The sequence below is a fragment of the uncultured Marinobacter sp. genome (assembly GCF_913055835.1).
Lineage (GTDB): Bacteria > Pseudomonadota > Gammaproteobacteria > Pseudomonadales > Oleiphilaceae > Marinobacter.
The window spans coordinates 86,011-104,682 of the sequence record NZ_CAJXKQ010000011.1 but is presented as its reverse complement, the minus strand read 5'-3'; the positions used below and the strand labels follow the sequence as shown (position 1 = coordinate 104,682).

Annotated in this window: 16 protein-coding genes; 6 read left to right on the top strand and 10 right to left on the bottom strand. The window is 60.2% G+C overall.

Going from position 1 to position 18,672, the window contains the following annotated elements:
* Positions 1-119 precede the first annotated feature (119 nt).
* From QZ534_RS08450 to QZ534_RS08430, 5 genes are all read left to right on the top strand, one after another.
* Positions 120-1,043, top strand: a complete 924-nt coding sequence (locus QZ534_RS08450; RefSeq protein WP_296933625.1) for an ABC transporter substrate-binding protein — start codon at positions 120-122, stop codon at positions 1,041-1,043.
* Between the two features lie 36 nt (positions 1,044-1,079).
* Positions 1,080-2,234, top strand: coding sequence for an ABC transporter permease (locus QZ534_RS08445; RefSeq protein ID WP_296933623.1), 1,155 nt, complete (start codon positions 1,080-1,082; stop codon positions 2,232-2,234).
* Between the two features lie 20 nt (positions 2,235-2,254).
* Entirely contained in the window at positions 2,255-3,202 is a 948-nt protein-coding gene (locus QZ534_RS08440; protein ID WP_296933621.1) for an ABC transporter ATP-binding protein, read from the top strand.
* Positions 3,202-3,945 (top strand): ABC transporter permease, encoded by a 744-nt coding sequence (locus QZ534_RS08435; RefSeq protein WP_296933619.1) that lies wholly within the window; start codon positions 3,202-3,204, stop codon positions 3,943-3,945. The genes QZ534_RS08440 and QZ534_RS08435 overlap by 1 nt, the downstream gene beginning before the upstream one ends.
* Before the next feature lie 88 nt (positions 3,946-4,033).
* Positions 4,034-5,305, top strand: coding sequence for an MFS transporter (locus QZ534_RS08430; protein ID WP_296933617.1), 1,272 nt, complete (start codon positions 4,034-4,036; stop codon positions 5,303-5,305).
* An 18-nt stretch (positions 5,306-5,323) separates the two neighbouring features.
* On the opposite strand, the gene QZ534_RS08425 is transcribed toward QZ534_RS08430, so the two are convergent.
* The 10 genes from QZ534_RS08425 to QZ534_RS08380 form a co-directional block, all read right to left on the bottom strand.
* The gene (locus QZ534_RS08425) at positions 5,324-7,309 is read right to left on the bottom strand and encodes a hypothetical protein (protein ID WP_296933615.1); all 1,986 of its coding nucleotides are present in this window, start codon (positions 7,307-7,309) and stop codon (positions 5,324-5,326) included.
* Between the two features lie 21 nt (positions 7,310-7,330).
* On the bottom strand, positions 7,331-8,017 hold the full coding sequence (locus QZ534_RS08420; protein WP_296933614.1) for a DUF2959 domain-containing protein: 687 nt from the start codon (positions 8,015-8,017) through the stop codon (positions 7,331-7,333).
* A gap of 152 nt (positions 8,018-8,169) precedes the next feature.
* Entirely contained in the window at positions 8,170-9,858 is a 1,689-nt protein-coding gene (locus tag QZ534_RS08415) for an AMP-binding protein (RefSeq protein WP_296933612.1), read from the bottom strand.
* 52 nt (positions 9,859-9,910) lie between these two features.
* On the bottom strand, positions 9,911-10,489 hold the full coding sequence (locus QZ534_RS08410) for a peroxidase-related enzyme (RefSeq protein ID WP_296933611.1): 579 nt from the start codon (positions 10,487-10,489) through the stop codon (positions 9,911-9,913).
* A 145-nt stretch (positions 10,490-10,634) separates the two neighbouring features.
* Positions 10,635-11,543: a hydroxymethylglutaryl-CoA lyase gene (locus QZ534_RS08405; protein WP_296933609.1), complete on the bottom strand. Its 909-nt coding sequence runs from the start codon at positions 11,541-11,543 to the stop codon at positions 10,635-10,637.
* A complete protein-coding gene (locus QZ534_RS08400) occupies positions 11,543-13,537 on the bottom strand; it encodes an acetyl/propionyl/methylcrotonyl-CoA carboxylase subunit alpha (RefSeq protein WP_296933607.1) in 1,995 nt (664 codons plus the stop codon). Before QZ534_RS08400 ends, QZ534_RS08405 begins: the two co-directional genes overlap by 1 nt.
* A gap of 2 nt (positions 13,538-13,539) precedes the next feature.
* Positions 13,540-14,346 carry an enoyl-CoA hydratase-related protein gene (locus QZ534_RS08395; RefSeq protein WP_296933606.1) on the bottom strand — a complete coding sequence of 269 codons (807 nt, stop codon included), beginning with the start codon at positions 14,344-14,346 and terminating at the stop codon, positions 13,540-13,542.
* 14 nt (positions 14,347-14,360) lie between these two features.
* Positions 14,361-15,968, bottom strand: a complete 1,608-nt coding sequence (locus tag QZ534_RS08390; protein WP_296933605.1) for a carboxyl transferase domain-containing protein — start codon at positions 15,966-15,968, stop codon at positions 14,361-14,363.
* Positions 15,969-16,156: 188 nt separating this feature from the next.
* Positions 16,157-17,326: an isovaleryl-CoA dehydrogenase gene (locus tag QZ534_RS08385; protein WP_296933603.1), complete on the bottom strand. Its 1,170-nt coding sequence runs from the start codon at positions 17,324-17,326 to the stop codon at positions 16,157-16,159.
* A 29-nt stretch (positions 17,327-17,355) separates the two neighbouring features.
* Entirely contained in the window at positions 17,356-17,799 is a 444-nt protein-coding gene (locus QZ534_RS08380; RefSeq protein WP_296933601.1) for a MerR family DNA-binding transcriptional regulator, read from the bottom strand.
* Between the two features lie 104 nt (positions 17,800-17,903).
* Between QZ534_RS08380 and QZ534_RS08375 the strand changes: the two genes are divergently transcribed.
* The gene (locus QZ534_RS08375; RefSeq protein ID WP_296933599.1) at positions 17,904-18,665 is read left to right on the top strand and encodes a 3-hydroxyacyl-CoA dehydrogenase; all 762 of its coding nucleotides are present in this window, start codon (positions 17,904-17,906) and stop codon (positions 18,663-18,665) included.
* Positions 18,666-18,672: the final 7 nt, after the last annotated feature.

Below are 18,672 nucleotides of genomic sequence, written 5' to 3'. Positions count from 1 at the left end.
GTCCCTTCCGCCCGATTTTGGAGCTGGCTTACTGCCGGCCGGCGCCGGCAAGACCAAATCCCGTTTGCCTTCGTAGATGCGGCCTCTAGACTGATAGTGGTAACCAAAAACCGAGAGGAATGGCCGTGACTCCCAAATCCCTTTTGCGCCGCACAGCGGCATTGATAGCGTTCGTGATGTCCGGATCGGTAATGGCTGCTGATCCCGTGGTGGTGTCCTCCAAGATCGACACCGAAGGCTCTGTACTGGGGCAGATGGTGTTGCAGTCCCTGGAGGGGGCCGGTATTCCGGTTGAAAACAGGCTCCAGTTGGGTGGCACCAGCATCGTCCGCAATGCGATCAAGGCCGGCGAAATCGATATCTACCCCGAGTACACCGGCAATGCTGCGTTCTTTCACGATCAGGCGGATCGGGATATCTGGAAAGATGCGGATAAGGCCTACCAGGAGGCTGCTCGCCTGGATAAAGAGGCACATAACATTGTCTGGCTGGAACCCGCCGAAGCAAACAACACGTGGGCTATGAGCGTGCGGGGCGATCTGGCGCGGGAGCATAACCTGGCCACGTTGGAAGACCTTGCCGAGCACATCAATGGCGGCGGTGCTTTCAAGTTTGCGGCCAGTGCCGAGTTTGTTGAGTCCGCCAGTGCGTTGCCGGCCTTTCAGGAGGCTTATGGCTTCAAGCTTGAATCCGACCAGCTGCTCATCCTTTCCGGTGGGAACACGGCGGCGACCCTGCGGGCGGCAGCGTTGAACAATAACGATGTGAATGGCGCGATGACCTATGGGACCGATGGCGGCCTCGATGCGCTGGATCTGAAGGTAATGGAAGATACTGCGGGCGTTCAGCCGGTGTATCAGCCTGCGCCCATCGTGCGTGGAGAGGTGCTGGAGGCTTACCCTCAGATCAGTGACGTGCTTACCCCCATCTTCGAATCGCTGGATCTTGAAACGCTGCAGCGCCTGAACGGCCAGGTGGCGGTGAACGGTGTGCCGGCGGATACCGTCGCCCGGGATTATCTGGATTCCCTGGACCGGGATTGAGGCTTGGCGATTTTACGCTCCGTTTCCCGAAGTTCCATGCCGAATCGTGTCCTGCCGGTGCTGGGTTTGCTGGCGCTGGCACTGGTCTGGTTGCTGAATCTGGGCGTTATCCAGCCCAACCGGATCGTTCCGGGTACCGGGCACGGCCTGGTATCGGCCATTGGCGGAGCAGGGGCTGGCCTCGTATCTCTGATTCTGGCTGGCTGCGTGCTCCTGTCCCTTCTGCCGGTGCGTCGGCGATACCTGCCGCTTTTGGCCCTGGTGGGCCTCTCCCTGGCGCTGCTGCCACTATTGCTTGAGGTCTTTGCAGACCGACATCTTCCGGACGACGCCCCCTATGCGCGATCGTCCATCGGAGCCGGCTTCTGGTGCCTTCTGTTTCTGTTGTCCCTGATGCTGATTGAAATCCTCGGGCGCCTCGGAAGGGGGCGATGGCTGCAGCTGCTGATCATCGCCGTTATTAGCGGAAGCTGGCTGTGGTTCCTGCGGGGCGACGGCCTGGAGAGTCTGTCCCTGGTTCGGGAGTTCAATGCCCGGCCAGACAAGTTTGAGCAGGCGCTCTGGACCCATTTGGCTTTGGCATTCGGGGCGGTCAGCATCAGCGCGTGCCTGGCGTTCTTTCTGGCCCTGAAGATGATTCGCAGCGTTGCCTGGCGCCGGCCCATCCTCGGTGCCGTCAGCTTCCTGCAGACCATTCCCAGCCTGGCGGTGTTTGGTTTGTTGATCGCACCGCTCAGCGCGTTGGCGGCTGCCTTCCCGGCACTTCAGGCGATGGGCATCCGGGGCATTGGCTGGGCGCCTGCTTTGCTGGCACTGGTGGCCTACAGCCTTCTGCCGATGGTGCGCAATACCTTCGTCGCGCTTACCGAGGTGCCCGAAAGCCTCGCCGATGCCGGGCGGGGCATGGGAATGAACGAGCGACAGCTGTTCTTCAAACTCAAATTGCCGCTGGCACTTCCCGTGATTGTGGAAGGCGTGCGCATTACCGCCATCCAGGCCATTGGCCTGACTGCGGTCGCTGCGCTGATTGGCGCCGGCGGTTTCGGCAGCTTCATCTTCCAGGGCCTGGGGCAGGCGGCCATGGATCTGGTATTGCTGGGCGCCCTGCCGACGATTGCACTTGCGCTGCTGGCGGATGCTCTGCTCACCCTGCTGGTAGCCAGTCTCAAACCGACCCCGGCGAAAGCCTGACAGCAAAAGGATAAGCCCGGATGATCGAACTGAAAAACGTAACCCGCCGCTTCGGTGATACTGTGGCCGTGGACCGCATCAACCTCACGGTCGAAACCGGGGAAGTATGCGTGCTGGTGGGCAGCTCGGGCTGTGGCAAGTCCACGACCTTGCGAATGATCAACCAGTTGCTGCCCCACAGCGAGGGCGAGATTCTGGTGGATGGCAAGGATGTGACCGCCATGAACCCTGAGCAACTGCGGTTGAACATGGGGTATGTCATCCAGGGCACAGGGCTGTTTCCGCACTGGACAGTAGCCCGCAATATCGCCATGGTGCCCCAGCTTCTAAGTTGGCCGCGTGAGCAGATCGACGAGCGCGTACATGAGCTGCTGACTCTGTTGGATCTGGACCCGGCCACTCACGCCAAGAAATATCCCCAGCAATTGTCCGGCGGCCAGGCCCAGCGGGTGGGTGTTGCCAGGGCGTTGGCGGCCAACCCCAACATTCTGTTGATGGACGAACCCTTCGGCGCGCTGGATGCCATCACGAGGGAAAACCTCCAGCTTGAGATGTTGCGCATCCAGAGGCAGCTGAAAAAAACCACCGTGTTCGTGACCCACGATATCGACGAAGCCCTGAGGCTGGCGACCCGGATTGCCGTGATGGACCGGGGCCGGATCATCCAGCACGACACGCCGGAGAACATTCTCCGGCGGCCCGCTTCCGATTTTGTAGAGAATCTCGTGGGCAAGCAGGACCGGGGCCTGAAGCTGATGAGCCTGCACACTGTGCGGGATCTGATGGACGCGTACTCCCAGCCAAGGCAGCCCGAACCCGGCGCCGACGGCCTGAAGGAAGACGACAGCCTCAGAGTGGCCCTCTCGATCATGCTCTGGCAGAACTGGAACCAGGTGCCGGTGTTCAATACCGAGGGCCAGGAAACCGGAACCATCACCCGCGAACGCATTATCCAGGAAGGTGCCTGATGCGAAGCTGGCTGCCACCTGTCTTGCTGACTGCGCTTCTGGGCGCTCTGAGCGCGGGCATGCCGACGCTGGAGCCGCTGTTTCAATGGGTTCAGCCGGACAAGCAGAATGTGATTTACGAGCGGGAAAGCTTCCTGTTCCTGCTTCAGAACCATTTGATGCTGGTGGTGATTTCTGCCCTGATTGGAACCGTTGCTGCGGTTGCCGGCGGTATCTATGCCACCCGCCCTTCGGGCCGGGACTTTCTGCCGCTCGTTAGCCAGATTGCGTCTATTGGCCAGACCTTTCCACCCGTCGCCGTTCTGGCCCTGGCGGTGCCGGTTCTTGGATTCGGTGAGGCGCCGATTCTCGTGGCGTTGATTCTGTATGGCTTGCTGCCCATTCTCCGCAACACCCTGGCGGGCCTGGAAGGTGTGGATGCCACCGTGAGGCAGGCAGCGTTGGGGATGGGTATGTCACCGTTTCAGGTGCTGTTGCAGGTGGAGCTGCCGCTGGCGGGCAGGGTGATCCTGGCCGGCATTCGAACCTCGGTGACCATCAATATCGCCACCGCTGCCATCGGCTCAACCATTGGGGCCCGAACCTTGGGTGATCCGGTGATCGCGGGGCTGGTGAACGGCAACACGGCCTATGTGTTGCAGGGCGCAATTCTGATTGGTTTGCTGGCGCTCACGGTAGATAGCCTGTTTGAGGCCGCCGAGCAGGTCTGGGATCGCCGCTTTCTCCCCCAGGCTGCCGGCTGATAGCGGCCGGCCGGTCCGCCAATGGCTTTAAAAACCTTGCGATGGTGTCTAGTCTGACGTGGAGGTACAGCGCAAGGAGCACAGCGGAATGAAGTTTCCTTCGAGCACGTCATTTGCACTCCTCGGCGCCGCTCTGATTGCGATCAGTTACGGCCTTGCGCGCTTTGCATTCGGTCTGTTCGTTCCCCCCATCCGGGAAGACCTGGGGCTAGCGCCGGATGTGATTGGTGTGATCGGTGCGCTGCCGCTGATCAGTTTCGTGTTTGCCACCATGGTTGCGCCGCTCTCCGCCAATCGGCTGGGTGCGAGGAATACTGCCATGGCCTCCGGTATTTTTGGCGTTGTCGGCCTTGCAGTGATCAGTCAGGCCGTCGGTGCTGTCTCCCTCGGTATTGGCGTTGTTTTCTGTGGCATCTGTACAGGCCTGATGATGCCGGCGCTGACAGCGGCCATGCAGGCGCTGGTGAGGCGCTCCCTCCATGGCCGGGTCAGCTCCGTCATGAATGCTGGTACGAGTATTGGTGTTATGGTTGCCGTGCCGACGATTCTTTTCCTGGCCGGGGCCTGGCGCTACGCCTACGCTTCTTTTGCGGTGCTGGCGGTCATCGGTGTTATTGCAACCTGGTTCTTTATTCCCTCGGTTTCCCGTGTCGTGCCCGCTAATGCGGCGCCGGTGCAGCCAATCAGCGTCGATCAGTGGTGGCGTCTGCTCAGACTTTCAATATTCGCCTTCATGATGGGCTTTGTGTCTGCCGCTTTCTGGATCTTCGCCCCGGATCTGGTGGTTAACCTGGGGTCTATGCCCTCCGATGCCACCGCCTGGTTGTGGTTGGGGGTTGGGTTTGCCGGGCTGGGTGGAGCCGTGGTGGCCGATCTGGCCGACCGGAACAATCCGCCGGTTACCCAGGCCCTGATGTTGATTACACTGGCCGCAAGCCTGGCATTGCTGGCCGCAAGTCCGGACAACCTGTTGATTTCGGCGTTTTCCGCGTTGGTCTTTGGTTTGGCCTATATGAGTTTGACCGGTCTGTACCTGATGACCGGCATTCGGCTGTTACCGGGACGATTGTCCATGGGGCCGGTGCTGCCATTCATCGCGGTATCCCTGGGGCAGGCTGCGGGCTCGCCGGTGGTTGGTCTGCTGGTCGGCGGCGTCGGATACGCCGATGCCTTCGCCATGTTCTGTGTCATTGGCATCGTTGTGGCTATGCTCTCTCCGTTTTATCCACGCTATCTGGAATATGAGCCGGAGGAAGAGGCGGAAGAGGATACCGGTCTGCAGGCCGCCTACGACTATCAGCTTCAGGACGAGGAGGGCGAACCTTATTCGCCGGTCACTGGCAAGACCGAGAGCTACTGAATTGCCATTCGGCAGTGTTTACGCCTTCGATTCTTCGACAGGCGCTGCCCAGCTGGTGTAGCCAAGGTCCATCACGCGGGCGACTTCCTCGTCGGGTATCGCGTCCAGATCACCAAGCTCCAGGGTGTCGTAGTGGAAGGCGTAGAGCCTGGAGGTGAATTCGGCCACCGGCAGGGAGGCCTCGCCGCGAAACTCGCCATTGCCATGTGTTGAGCAGGTAATGTCCTGACCCCAGTTCTGGCCGCTGTCGTTGTTGGGGTTGAAAAAGTACACCCGCATTTCATTTTTCGGGCTCAGGGCAACCCTCAATATGTTGATGGCGTGTCGGCCCACGAAGCGGGCGGCGCTGTCTGTTACTGCAATGCCCGCTGGCTGGGCGTGAATGACCGGGATGTTGCCGTTGTAGAAAGGGTGGTAGCTGGCATAGAAATGCCGGACAAAACCCTCGTAGTCTTTCACTTCGCCGGTTTTAACATCGGCGACCGATCGGAAGCCGTGGCTGACCCACCAGCCGTAGAATTCCGGGTTGATCCAGCGGTGGGCGTCGTCGTCCCGGTTTTCACAGCGTCGCCACATCTCGCCATAGATGCGATCGAGGTGGGGAATGAGAATCAGCGAGACCGGGTCCACGTCCACCGGCGTGCCTTTCACCAGGCCGGGTTCCAGATCCCGGGAAGAAACCTCCTGGCCCTCGAAGCGGCTCAGTACCTCGTTGTCCCGAGCGGCCCAGGCCAGAACCTGCAGCAGGTAATCCGCCTCATTGGATGCCCACATGGAAAGGCCAATGGCTGACTGGCAGGTGGGGTTATTGCCCTGGCCAACACCCAGTGGCTGGCCCAGGAGGTTGATTACACCGGCCAGCAGGAAAACCCTGGGCGGTTGGCCGTCACCAAAGGCTTCCCTGAGCGTGTTCTCCGTTTCCTCAGACAGACGAAGCTTGATTTGCCGCCACAGGGCCTGGGCAACAGAGGGTGTAAACAGCGACCCGCGCTCCAGCATCATCGTGAGCCCATACACGGCCTGGCAGGTTTCCGGGTAGATGGCTTCGTCAATCAGGGCGTGAACCAGCTCGGTGTAGCAGTAAAGATCATCCAGGCCGGTCATGGTCAGGCCCAGTGTGTTGGGGATCAGATCCTCCTGTCCGGTGGCGCGCAGGAACCGGAGCATGACCGCGTGATAGGGCGAGGCCAGGCCCGTGTCGAACATGCTGCGGGCAAAATAGGTGGCTTCGGAGGAGAGAGCCACGTCATCCATGTCGTTCAGGCGTTGCTCATACACCGCAAGGCCCGGATCCTCGGCGCTGCTCGGTGTAGGGGCGAAAAGGGCCTTCACCAGCCGGGTTGCGTCAGTATTGCGTCGGGTTCTGATGGTTGGGTCATACAGGCATTTGGCGATCTGCCCGATCATCTCGCAGATGCTGTCTACCTGCACCGGCCCCTGATCCAGCAATCGCCACACTTCGGCCACCAGGCTGTCCAGCAGGCTCTCATAGCCAAGATGGGAGATCAGATAGCGGTAGAGTTCCTGAACGATGACCCCGAGCTGCTTGGGACGCTCCCGGTCTGCTTCCGTGAGTGGGCCAGATAGCAAGTCGAGGTTCAGGGCCATTACCTGGGTCAGAAAATGGCGTGCCTGCTCGGCGGAAATGCCCGGATGGAAATAATCACCACGGGTGACGGCGAGCATACGCAGCTCGCTGATCGCTTCCACAATGGTGGTGACGGCACCGGCCTCTCGCAGGGAGTGCTTTGCCAGCGCCGGTTGCAGGATGGCGGGTTGCGCCCAGTCGCTGGTGCCGAAAATGCCGGCGGATTCCAGCGAGCGAATGCGCCGGTAGATGGCGTCGAAGCCCCCCGGCAGTGTCATCAGCATTCGTGTTCGTTCAAGAAGGCCGATACTGGAAGCTTTTGGGTCTGCTTTTCGGGCGCGGGCGAATTCTGCCAGCGCCATATCGAACTGCATCAGTGCCGGCTTGAGCGCAGGATCTGCGCCTTGGCGATCCATGGCATGGCCTCCCTTCAGCTGTTACCCGCCCTGGCGAAAGCGTTGAATAAAGGCTTCAGACTCCGCGATTGACTGTTCCATATTGCGAATCAGTGAATCCACGTCCTGACGGATACTCACCAGCTCGTTCTCCAGTGAACCGATCGCCTGGGCATTCAGATTGTGCTTGAGATACAGTACCTGATCCTCAAATGCCTGCAACACCGGCTCCATGCGATCCTCGGCATCGTGCATGCGGCTGATAAGCTGGCCGTACTGAACACGGGTCTCCTTCAGCTGCTGTTCGCTGCTGCGGCGCAGTGAAGCGCTTTCATAAAGGCTGAGCTCGTCCTCCCATTCATCGAACAGGTCTTCGGCAACGTCTTCCACCTTGTCGATCCGCTCACGCACATCTTCGGCACTTGCCAGACTGTCCTCGTAGGCGTCGCTGATCTCGGCGTATTGTTCCTTGAGCTCGGTGTCTGGTGTGTCGACCACGCTCTGGAAACGCTCAAGAGCGGAACGGAAGGTTTCCTGGGCGTCGTTCTGGCTGTCCCGGGCATCCTCGACCCGGTCTACCAGGATGTCCCGCTTTTCATACCCGAATTTTTCCATGGTTTTGTAGTAGACCGTGGAACACCCGCCGAGGAGCACAGTACTGAGCAATAGCACCCAGAAACTCTGGATGCTGGTTCGTGTCATCGAGTGGTCGGTGGCGGGTCTGGGCATTGGGGCGTCTCCGGTTGCATGCTAATCAGAGAAGTGAAGCATGGTGCTGGGGCGCTGACAAGCGTGGACTCTGCCCCACGTTACTGGAGTGCTAAAAAGCAAACCCCGGCAAAGGCCGGGGTTTGTCGGTTCAACCAGGGCAGGAACTGCGGTTATTTCTTCAGCCCCATTTCCTCGATCGAGATCTCCCGCATCTTGAACTTCTGGATTTTCCCGGTGACTGTCATCGGGAATTCGTCCACGAACTTGTAGTTCTTCGGGATCTTGAAGTGGGCAATCTTGCCTTTGCAGAAGGCCTGCAGATCCTCGGCTGTGACCGGGGCTGCATCCGGGGCCAGCTTCACCCAGGCAATCAGCTCTTCGCCGTATTTGTCATCGGGAATGCCGGTTACCTGGACTTCTTCGATGGCCGGGTGGGTGTAGAGGAACTCTTCGATTTCTTTCGGGTAGATGTTCTCACCACCGCGGATCACCATGTCCTTGATGCGGCCAACGATCTGGATGTAACCCTCTTCGTCCATGGTGGCCAGGTCGCCGGTGTGCATCCAGCCGGCATCGTCGATGGCTTCGCGGGTTTTCTCTTCGTTGTTCCAGTACTTCAGCATCACGCTGTAGCCCCGGGTGCACAGCTCGCCGATCTCACCGCGTGGGACCACGTTGCCGGTACCTGGATCAACAATCTTGGTTTCCAGATGCGGCTGGGTGCGACCAACCGTGGTGACCTGCTTCTCGAACGGGTCGAGGGAGCTGGTCTGGGTGGAAACCGGGCTGGTTTCAGTCATGCCGTAGGCGATCTGAACCTCTTTCATGTTCATCTTGCCGTTGACCTTTTTCATCACCTCTGCCGGGCAGATGGAGCCGGCCATGATGCCGGTGCGCAGGGTGGAGAGATCGTAGGTCTCGAACTCCGGCTCTGCCAGCTCGGCGATGAACATGGTGGGCACGCCGTACAGGGCGGTGGCCTTCTCCTGGTGTACTGCCTGCAGCACGGACTTGGGCTCAAAGCCTTCGCCCGGGTAAATCATGGTAGAGCCGTGTGTGATGCAGCCCAGGTTGCCCATGACCATGCCGAAGCAGTGGTACAGGGGCACGGGGATGACCAGACGGTCTTTCTCGGTCAGCAACTGGCTCTCGCCCACAAAGTAGCCGTTGTTCAGGATGTTGTGATGAGTCAGTGTGGCGCCTTTCGGGTTACCGGTGGTGCCGGAAGTGAACTGAATGTTGATGGGATCATCGAATTGCAGTTCGCCCTGGCGTTTTGCCAGATCGTCCTGGGACACGTCGTTTGCGAAGCCGAGGAATTCCTTCCAGGTCCACATGCCATCGTGCTTGTCTTCGTGCACGTTGATCACGGCACGCAGCTCGGGCACATGGTCGGCCTTGAGTTTGCCGGGGGCGCTTCGCTTCAGCTCAGGCGCCAGCTCGTAGATCATCTCGCGGTAATTGGAGGCTTTGAAGCTGTCAGCCGTTACCAGGGTGGTGATGCCGGCCAGGTTAAGGGCGTATTGCAGTTCGTGCACGCCGTAGGCCGGGTTGATGTTCACCAGGATGGCGCCGACTTTGGCCGTGGCGAACTGGGTAACTGTCCACTCGTAGCGGTTGGGAGACCAGATGCCTACACGGTCGCCGCGTTTGACGCCAATGGCCATGAAAGCGCGGGCGGCTTCGTCGACCTTCTCAACAAACTCTTTGTAGGTCCAGCGAATATCCTGGTGCAGGCACACCAGGGCTTCGTTGTCCGGGAACTTCTCGGCGGTGCGGTCTAGCATCTCACCGATGGTCATGCCCAGCAGAGGCACTTCCGCGGTTCCGCTGGTATAGCTTGGTAGAGTCTTGCTCATATCTCTGCCTCCATTGTTTTTGTATTCGAGGGCGAGCAGGGTTGTTTGCCTGCTAGCGACTCTGACTGTGATATTCGGGGTTAGGTTGCATATCGCTGGCAATCGCCACGCGGTTGGACATGTTGTAGAAACCGATCAGGTTGCTGAGATCCCAGATGCCGCGGTCGCTGAGACCGGCGTCCCGCAGGGCCTGGATGTCGTCTTCGGTGACGGTGGCCGGTGAGCGGGTGAGGTGGGACGCAAAATCCAGCATGGCCCGCTGGCGCTTGTCGAGTTTGGCGCTGCGGTAGTTCATCACCATGTGCTCACCCAGCTGGGGATCGCCGCTCAGGACCCGTACGGCGGCGCCGTGGGCGACCAGGCAGTAGAAGCACTTGTTCTCGGAGGAGACCACGACGGCAACCATTTCCCGCTCCAGTTTGGAGAGTTCACCTTCGCCGAGCATAAGCTCGTTGTACAGGCGGGTGAAGCCTTCAAGCTGCTTCAGGTTCTGGCTATAGGCGGTGAGCACGTTCGGGATCATGCCCAGTTTTTCCTGGCAGATCTGGAAGTACTTCTGGGTGTCTTCCGGCATGTCCTTGATCTCTGGAATGGGGAGATCGAGGGCTACCACGTTCTTGTTTTGGTTCATTGGTTATTCCCAGCCTTCTTGTCTTGGTGCTTTGGCAGGTGGGGTGCAACCGCCCGGGACACGCTGTGAATACGTCCGTGTACGCTTGACTGCAGCATCCATGCTGCAGACAGTCCCGGGCGGTTACACCCCACCTGCCAGTTCATCATTGGCAGTTACCGCCCAGGGCTTGGCCGACTTTTGAGCCGTTGTGGCGGTTTAGTTGGCTGCATATCCAGTCGCCTGTGGCGACGAGTTTGTCCAGATCGACGCCCGTTTTGATGCCCAGACCGTTCAGCAGGTATAGCACGTCTTCGGTGGCTACGTTGCCCGATGCGCCTTTGGCGTAGGGGCAGCCGCCGAGGCCGGCGACGGAGGCATCGATCACTGATACACCTTCTTCCAGCACCGCGTAGAGGTTGGCCAGGGCCTGGCCGTAGGTGTCGTGGAAGTGTGCGGCCAGTTTTTCCATGGGCACGTGGGCGGCGACGGCTTCGAGCATGCGCTTGGCTTTCAGCGGCGTGCCAACGCCGATGGTGTCGCCCAGGGAGATTTCGTGGCAGCCCATGTCGTAAAGGGCCTTGGCCACGGTGGCTACCTGCTCCGGCGCAATGCCGCCCTCGTACGGGCAGCCCATCACGGTGGAGACATAGCCGCGCACGGGGATGCCGTGTTTGCGGGCTTCTTCCACCACGGGGGCGAAGCGCTCGAGGCTTTCGGCGATGGTGCAGTTGATGTTCTTTTTGGTGAAGGATTCGGACGCAGCGCCGAAGACGGCTACTTCGTCGGCCTTCGCCGCCAGTGCCCCTTCGAACCCTTTCAGGTTCGGGGTGAGGGCGGAGTAGCGAACGCCAGCCTTGCGGTTGATGCCGGCCATTACTTCGGCCGCATCGCCCATTTGTGGCACCCATTTCGGGGACACGAAGCTGGCGGCCTCGATATGGCTCAGGCCGCTGTCTGCCAGGCGGTCGATCAGCCCGGTTTTGATGGCGGTGGCAATCACCGGGCCGGGCTCGTTCTGGAGTCCGTCCCGGGGGCTCATCTCAACCAGGCGAACCTGTTTGGGAAAGGCCATCAGCCTGCCTCCTCTTCATCTACTTCAATGGCAATCAGTTCGGCACCTTCGGACACCTGGTCGCCTTCGGCGAAGAATATTTCGGTAACCACGCCGTCGGCCGGGGCCTTGATGGCGTGCTCCATCTTCATGGCTTCCATGATCACCAGGCTTTGACCGGCGGTGACCTTGTCGCCGACCTTTGCCTGTACCGCAACAATGGCGCCGTTCATCGGTGCGGCCAGGCTGCCTTCGCCGGCCATTTCCTCGAAGCCGTAGCTTTCCTTGTACACGGTGCAGTTGAAGGTGTCGCCTTCGTAGAACAGCACCAGCTGGTCGTTATGCAGGTTGCCATGGATGCTGATGCGGTGGCCGTTGATGACGGCTTGCAGGTAGTCGTCATCCAGACGCGCAGTGAGGTTATAGACGCTGTCGCCAACGAAGACTTGATAGCGGTCGTCGCGCTCCAGCACCTTCAGGTCGTGAATCTCTTCACCCACCTGCAATTGCAGCGGCTGGGCGAATTCGGAGTTCATGCGCCAGCTGTTCTGGCGGCCGAACGGCGACCAGGGGTCGGTGCTGATCACTTCCCGGGATTTGCGCTGTTCCAGAACAAACCCGGCAGCCAGTACCAGGGCCTTGTGGGTATCCAGCTTGGATTTCGGGAACAGCAGTTCCCGGTGATCCTCAATGAAGCCGGTGGTCAGGTCGGCTTCCCGGAACGGCTGGGCGTCGGCCAGGGCGTGCAGGAACCGGATGTTAGTCTTCACGCCGGCAATGCGGTAGTGCTCCAGGGCCTGGACCATACGGTTGATCGCCTGGTCGCGGGTCTCGTCCCACACGATCAGCTTGGCGATCATCGGGTCGTAGTGGATGCTGATGTCGTCGCCTTCAGTCACGCCAGTGTCTACCCGCACGTGCGCGCTTTCATCCGGGGTGCTCAGGTAACGCAGGTTGCCGGTGGCCGGCAGGAAGTCCTGGTCCGGGTCTTCGGCGTAGATTCGCGCTTCCAGGGCGTGGCCGCGGGTTTTCACCTGCGACTGTTCGAGCGGCAGGGGCTCGCCCCAGGCCACTTTCAGCTGCCACTCCACCAGATCCTGGCCAGTGACCATTTCGGTAACCGGGTGCTCCACCTGGAGGCGGGTGTTCATTTCCATGAAGAAGAAGGAACCGTCCACGTCGTACAGGAATTCGACGGTGCCGGCGCCCACATAGTTGATGGCCTGAGCGGCGCGTACGGCGGCTTCACCCATGGCCTTGCGGGTGTCTTCGCTCAGGCCCGGAGCCGGAGCTTCTTCCAGGACTTTCTGGTGGCGGCGCTGCACGGAGCAGTCGCGCTCGGCCAGGTACACGCCCTTGCCGTCCTTGTCGCAGAACACCTGAATCTCCACGTGCCGTGGCTGGGTCAGGTAGCGTTCGATCAGCATGTCCGGGTTGCCGAAGGCGTTCTGGGCTTCCCGCTTGGCGGCCGCCAGGGCGTCGTCGAATTCGCCCATGCTGTTGACCACGCGCATGCCTTTGCCACCGCCGCCGGCGACAGCCTTGAGCAACAACGGGAAGCCGCACTTCTCGGCTTCGGCACGCAGAGTTTCAACGGACTGGTCGTCACCGTGGTAACCGGGCACCAGGGGAACACCGGCCTCTTCCATGATGGCCTTGGCCGCGGACTTCGAGCCCATGGCGGCAATGGCCGAGGAAGGCGGGCCAATGAAGACGATGTTGTTGGCTTCACAGGCTTCGGCGAACCCGGTGTTTTCCGAGAGGAAACCATAGCCCGGGTGAACGGCCTGGGCGCCACTCTGTTTTGCAATCTCAATGATCTTTTCGGCGCGCAGGTAGCTCTCGGAGCTTGGCGCAGGGCCAATGTGGAAGGCTTCGTCGGCCATGGCCACGTGCCGGGCATTGGCGTCGGCTTCTGAATAGACGGCGACGACCCGAATGCCCATGCGGTGGGCGGTTTGTATGATCCGGCAGGCGATTTCGCCCCGGTTGGCGATCAGAATCTTGCTGAACATTGTTATTCTTCCTCCGGAACCCAGTTGGCCTTGCGCTTGTTCAGGAAGGCGCTGAGCCCTTCCTGACCTTCTTCACCCACCCGGATATCCGCGATGCGGTGTGCGGTGTCGTCAATCACGTCGTCGTTGATCGGTTTGTGGCTGACGGCGAATACCAGGTCCTTGGCGGCTTTCATGGCCTCGGGCCCGTTCATGGCCAGTTGCTGGAGCATGTCGTTGCAGCGGGCTTCCATGGCGTCGACATCGTCACAAACGATGTGGACAAGGCCGTATTCCTGAGCCTGCTTGGCGGTGAATACTTCGGCGGAGATGAAATACCGCCGGGCCTGGCGCTCGCCGATGGCGCGCACTACGTAGGGGCTGATCACGGCCGGAATCAGGCCGAGCTTCACTTCGCTGAGGCAGAAGCTGGATTTCTCGGTGGCAATGACGATGTCACAGCAGGCAGCAAGGCCCACCGCGCCGCCGAAGGCCGCGCCCTGTACCAGGCCGATCACAGGCTTGGACAGGTGGTTGAGCACGTTCATCAGCCGCGCCAGTTCCCGGGAATCGTCCAGGTTTTCCTGGCGGGTGTTTTCGGCCATGCGGCGCATCCAGCCAAGGTCGGCCCCGGCGGAAAAGTGCTTGCCTTCGGAGCGCAGGATAACGACCTTGACGCTGTTGTCGGCATTCACCTCGGTGAGGGTGCTGATCAGCTGCTGGATGATCACGTCGTCGAAGGCGTTGCGCTTGTCGGGGCGGTTGAGAACCACCTCGGCAATGCCTTCGTCGCGACGTCTCAGCAGAACTGCGGATTCGTTGTCTGTCATGTCAGTCTCCCCGATTACATCCGGAACACGCCGAAGCGCGTGGGCTTGGCGGGTCGGTTAAGGGTGGCAGACAGGCTCAGGGCAACCACTTCCCGGGTCTGGGCCGGGTCGATAACGCCGTCGTCCCAGAGACGGGCACTGGCGTAGTAGGGGTGGCCCTGTTCTTCGTACTTGTCGATGACCGGTTTCTTGAACTCGGCCTCTTCTTCGGCGCTCCATTCCTGGCCTTTGCGTTCCATGCCCTCGCGTTTTACCTGGGCCAGTACGCCAGCGGCCTGTTCGCCGCCCATGACCGAGATGCGGGCGTTGGGCCACATCCACAGGAAGTCGGGGCTATAGGCCCGGCCGCACATGCCGTAGTTGCCCGCGCCGAAAGAACCACCGATCAGTACGGTAATCTTGGGCACGTTGGCACAGGCCACCGCCATAACCATCTTGGCGCCGTGTTTGGCGATGCCTTCGGATTCGTATTTCTGGCCAACCATGAAGCCGGTAATGTTCTGCAGGAACAGCAGCGGGATGTTGCGCTGGCAGCACAGCTCAACGAAGTGGGCGCCTTTCTGCGCGGCTTCGCTGAACAGGATGCCGTTGTTGGCGATAATGCCCACCGGGTAGCCGTGAATATGGGCAAAGCCGGTGACCAGGGTCTGGCCGTAGTAGCGTTTGAATTCGTCAAACTCGGAGCCGTCGACGGTGCGGGCGATGACGTCGCGCACGTCGAACTGTTTGCGCAGGTCGGTGCCGACGATGCCGTAGATTTCTTCGGCGTCGTAAAGCGGTGCCTTGGGCTTGCGGATTTCCACGTCCGTCGGCTTGCGACGGTTGAGGTTGGAGACGCATCGACGGGCGATTTCCAGGGCGTGGGCGTCGTTCTCGGCGTAGTGGTCGGCAACACCGGAGATTTTACAGTGTACGTCGGCGCCACCGAGGTCTTCGGCGGTCACGACTTCACCGGTGGCGGCTTTTACCAGCGGCGGGCCGGCCAGGAAGATGGTGCCCTGGTTGCGGACGATGATGGATTCGTCGGCCATGGCAGGCACATAGGCGCCGCCGGCGGTGCACAGGCCCATGACGACGGCGATCTGGGGGATGTCGTCGGCACTCATCCGGGCCTGGTTATAGAAGATGCGGCCGAAGTGGTCACGATCCGGGAAGACTTCGTCCTGGCGGGGCAGGTTGGCACCGCCGGAGTCGACCAGGTAGATGCACGGCAGGCGGTTCTGCAGGGCGATTTCCTGGGCGCGCAGGTGTTTCTTGACGGTCAGCGGGTAGTAGCTGCCGCCTTTTACGGTGGCGTCGTTGGCGATGATCATGCATTCGGTGCCGGAGACGCGGCCCACGCCGGCGATCACGCCCGCGGCCGGGACTTCTTCACCGTAGACGTTGTAGGCGGCGAACTGGCCGATTTCCAGGAACGGGGAGCCGTCGTCGAGGAGGCGGTTGATGCGCTCTCTGGGGAGCAACTTGCCACGGGCGATGTGGCGCTCCTGATAGGAGGGGCCGCCGCCTTGCTGGATGGTGGCAACTTTGTCGCGCAGGTCTGCGACGGCCTGGGCCATGGATTCCTGGTTGGCCTGGAACTCTTCGGACCGCGGATTGATCTTGCTTTGGAGTATGGTCATTTTCCCTGCCTTCTTATTCGGGGGCATCCGGGTGTGGCGGGTGTTCCTCCCGGGAACCGCTACGAGCACATCCATGTGCGCTTGACTGCGGCCATCCCTGGCCGCAGACATTCCCGGGAGGAACACCCACCACACCCTCGGCGTACCGAGGGAGTTAGCGTCCGTAAATCGATGTGATCAGCTACTGCTTATTTGTTCAGGTACAGCTCGCGGCCGATCAGCATCCGACGAATCTCGGACGTTCCGGCACCGATCTCATACAGCTTGGCGTCCCGCAGCAGGCGGCCTGTCGGGTACTCGTTGATGTAGCCGTTACCGCCGAGCAGCTGGATGGCGTCCAGGGCGATTTTGGTGGCCATTTCGGCGGAGTAGAGGATCGCGCCGGCAGCGTCTTTCCGGGTGGTTTCCGCGCCGCGGTCGGCGGACATGGCAACCATATAGACGTAGGATTTGGCGGTGTTCATCCAGGTGTACATGTCGGCAACTTTGCCCTGTACCAGTTCGAATTCGCCGATGGCCTGGCCGAACTGTTTGCGCTCGCGGATGTAGGGGACGACAACGTCCATAGCTGCCTGCATGATGCCCAGCGGGCCGCCAGAAAGAACGAGACGCTCGTAATCGAGGCCGCTCATAAGGACTTTGGCGCCGTTGCCAACGCCGCCCAGGACGTTTTCCTTGGGTACTTTGCAGTCTTCGAACACCAGTTCGCAGGTGTTGGAGCCACGCATGCCGAGCTTGTCGAGTTTCTGGTGGCGGCTGAAGCCCGGGTAGTCGCGCTCTACGATGAAGGCGGTCACGCCCTTGGAACCGGCCTGGGTGTCGGTCTTGGCGTAGATAACGTAGGTGTTGGCGTCCGGGCCGTTGGTGATCCACATTTTGTTGCCGTTTAGAACGTAGTGGTCACCGGCGTCTTTGGCGCTCAGTTTCATGGAAATGACGTCGGAGCCGGCGTTGGGCTCGGACATGGCCAGGGCGCCGATGTGTTCGCCGCTTACGAGTTTGGGCAGGTATTTCTGTTTCTGTTCTTCGGTGCCGTTGCGGTGAATCTGGTTCACACACAGGTTGGAGTGGGCACCATAGGACAGGCCAACGGAGGCAGAAGCACGGCTGATTTCTTCCATGGCGATTACGTGGGCCAGGTAGCCCATGTCGGATCCGCCGTATTCTTCTTTCACGGTGATACCCAGCAGGCCCATGTCGCCCATTTTCCGCCACAGGTCCATGGGGAATTCGTTGTTGCGATCGATTTCCTCGGCGCGCGGCGCGATTTCTGCAGCGGCAAAGCCGTTAACCTGCTCGCGGAGCATATCGAGGGTTTCGCCGAGGCCGAAGTTGAGCTCTGAGTACTGTGATTTCATCGTTGGCTACCTTTGATTTCTGTCGATCATTAGTTTTCAGCGGTCTGCCTGGCCTCGTCGTTGGCCGGCGCCTGCTGTTTCTTTTTCTTTTGTAGCTCCGCCAGGGCTTCTCGGCACCGGGCTTCCGCTGTGTCTATTTCCATCTCTGCCTGGGCAATGTCGTTCTTCTGCTGTTCCAGCATGGCTTTGCGACCCTCCAGGATCTCCAGCATTTTCAGGAGCTGTTTTTCGTTACCGGTAAGAGTTTCATCCCACAGGTCAAACAGTTCCCGGGTTTCCGCCAGGGTGAAGCCCATGCGCTTGCCGCGAAGGATCAGTTTCAGGCGCACCCGGTCCTTGGTGCTGAAAATGCGGGTCTGTCCGCGGCGCCGGGGCTTGAGCAGGCCCTGATCCTCATAGAAGCGGATGCTTCGCGTTGTGACATCGAACTCCTGTGAGAGCTCGCTGATGCTGAACGTTCTTTTTTCGACCATTGCGATTTCCTTTTTCGACTTAGGTTAGATAAAGTTTACGTAAACGTAAAGTAGTTTTCTGGTCCGATTTTAAACAAACAGAATTCCGAAAAGGGGAGTGAACGATGGATTTCAAAAATGTACCGGCCATTGTAACAGGCGGCGCTTCCGGGCTGGGCGAGGGTGCGGCCCGTGCGCTGGCGGCATCCGGATGCAAGGTGGCGATCCTGGATCTGCAAAAGGAACAGGGCCGCAAGGTGGCCGAGGACATCGGCGGGATTTTCCTGGAGTGTGATGTGAGCTCCCCCGACAGCGCCGAAGCTGCTATCAGCGCTGCCCGGGAAGCTCATGGCCCCTGCGGTATTGCCGTGAACTGTGCCGGTATAGCCACCGCTTCGAAGATCCTGGGCCGCGAAGGCGTTATGCCTCTTGAGAGCTTCAGCAAGGTTATTCAGGTCAACCTGATTGGCACCTTTAACATCCTGCGTCTGGCGGCAGCGGACATGGCCCAGCGTGAACCCAACGCCGACGGTGAGCGCGGCGTGATCATCAACACCGCTTCAGTGGCTGCCTACGAAGGCCAGATCGGCCAGGCAGCCTACAGTGCTTCCAAGGGCGGTGTGGTATCGCTAACCCTGCAGTCGGCCCGTGAGCTGGCTCGCGAGGGTATCCGGGTAAATACGATTGCACCCGGGCTGTTTATGACCCCCATGATGGCAGGTATGCCTGAGGAAGTGCAGGAAAGCCTGGCAGCCACGCTGCCGTTCCCCAAGCGCCTCGGCAAACCCGAAGAATTCGGCATGATGGTGGACCAGATGGTGCGCAACCCGATTCTTAACGGCGAAGTGATTCGTCTGGACTGCGCGCTTCGCATGGCGCCCAAGTAAGTATTCA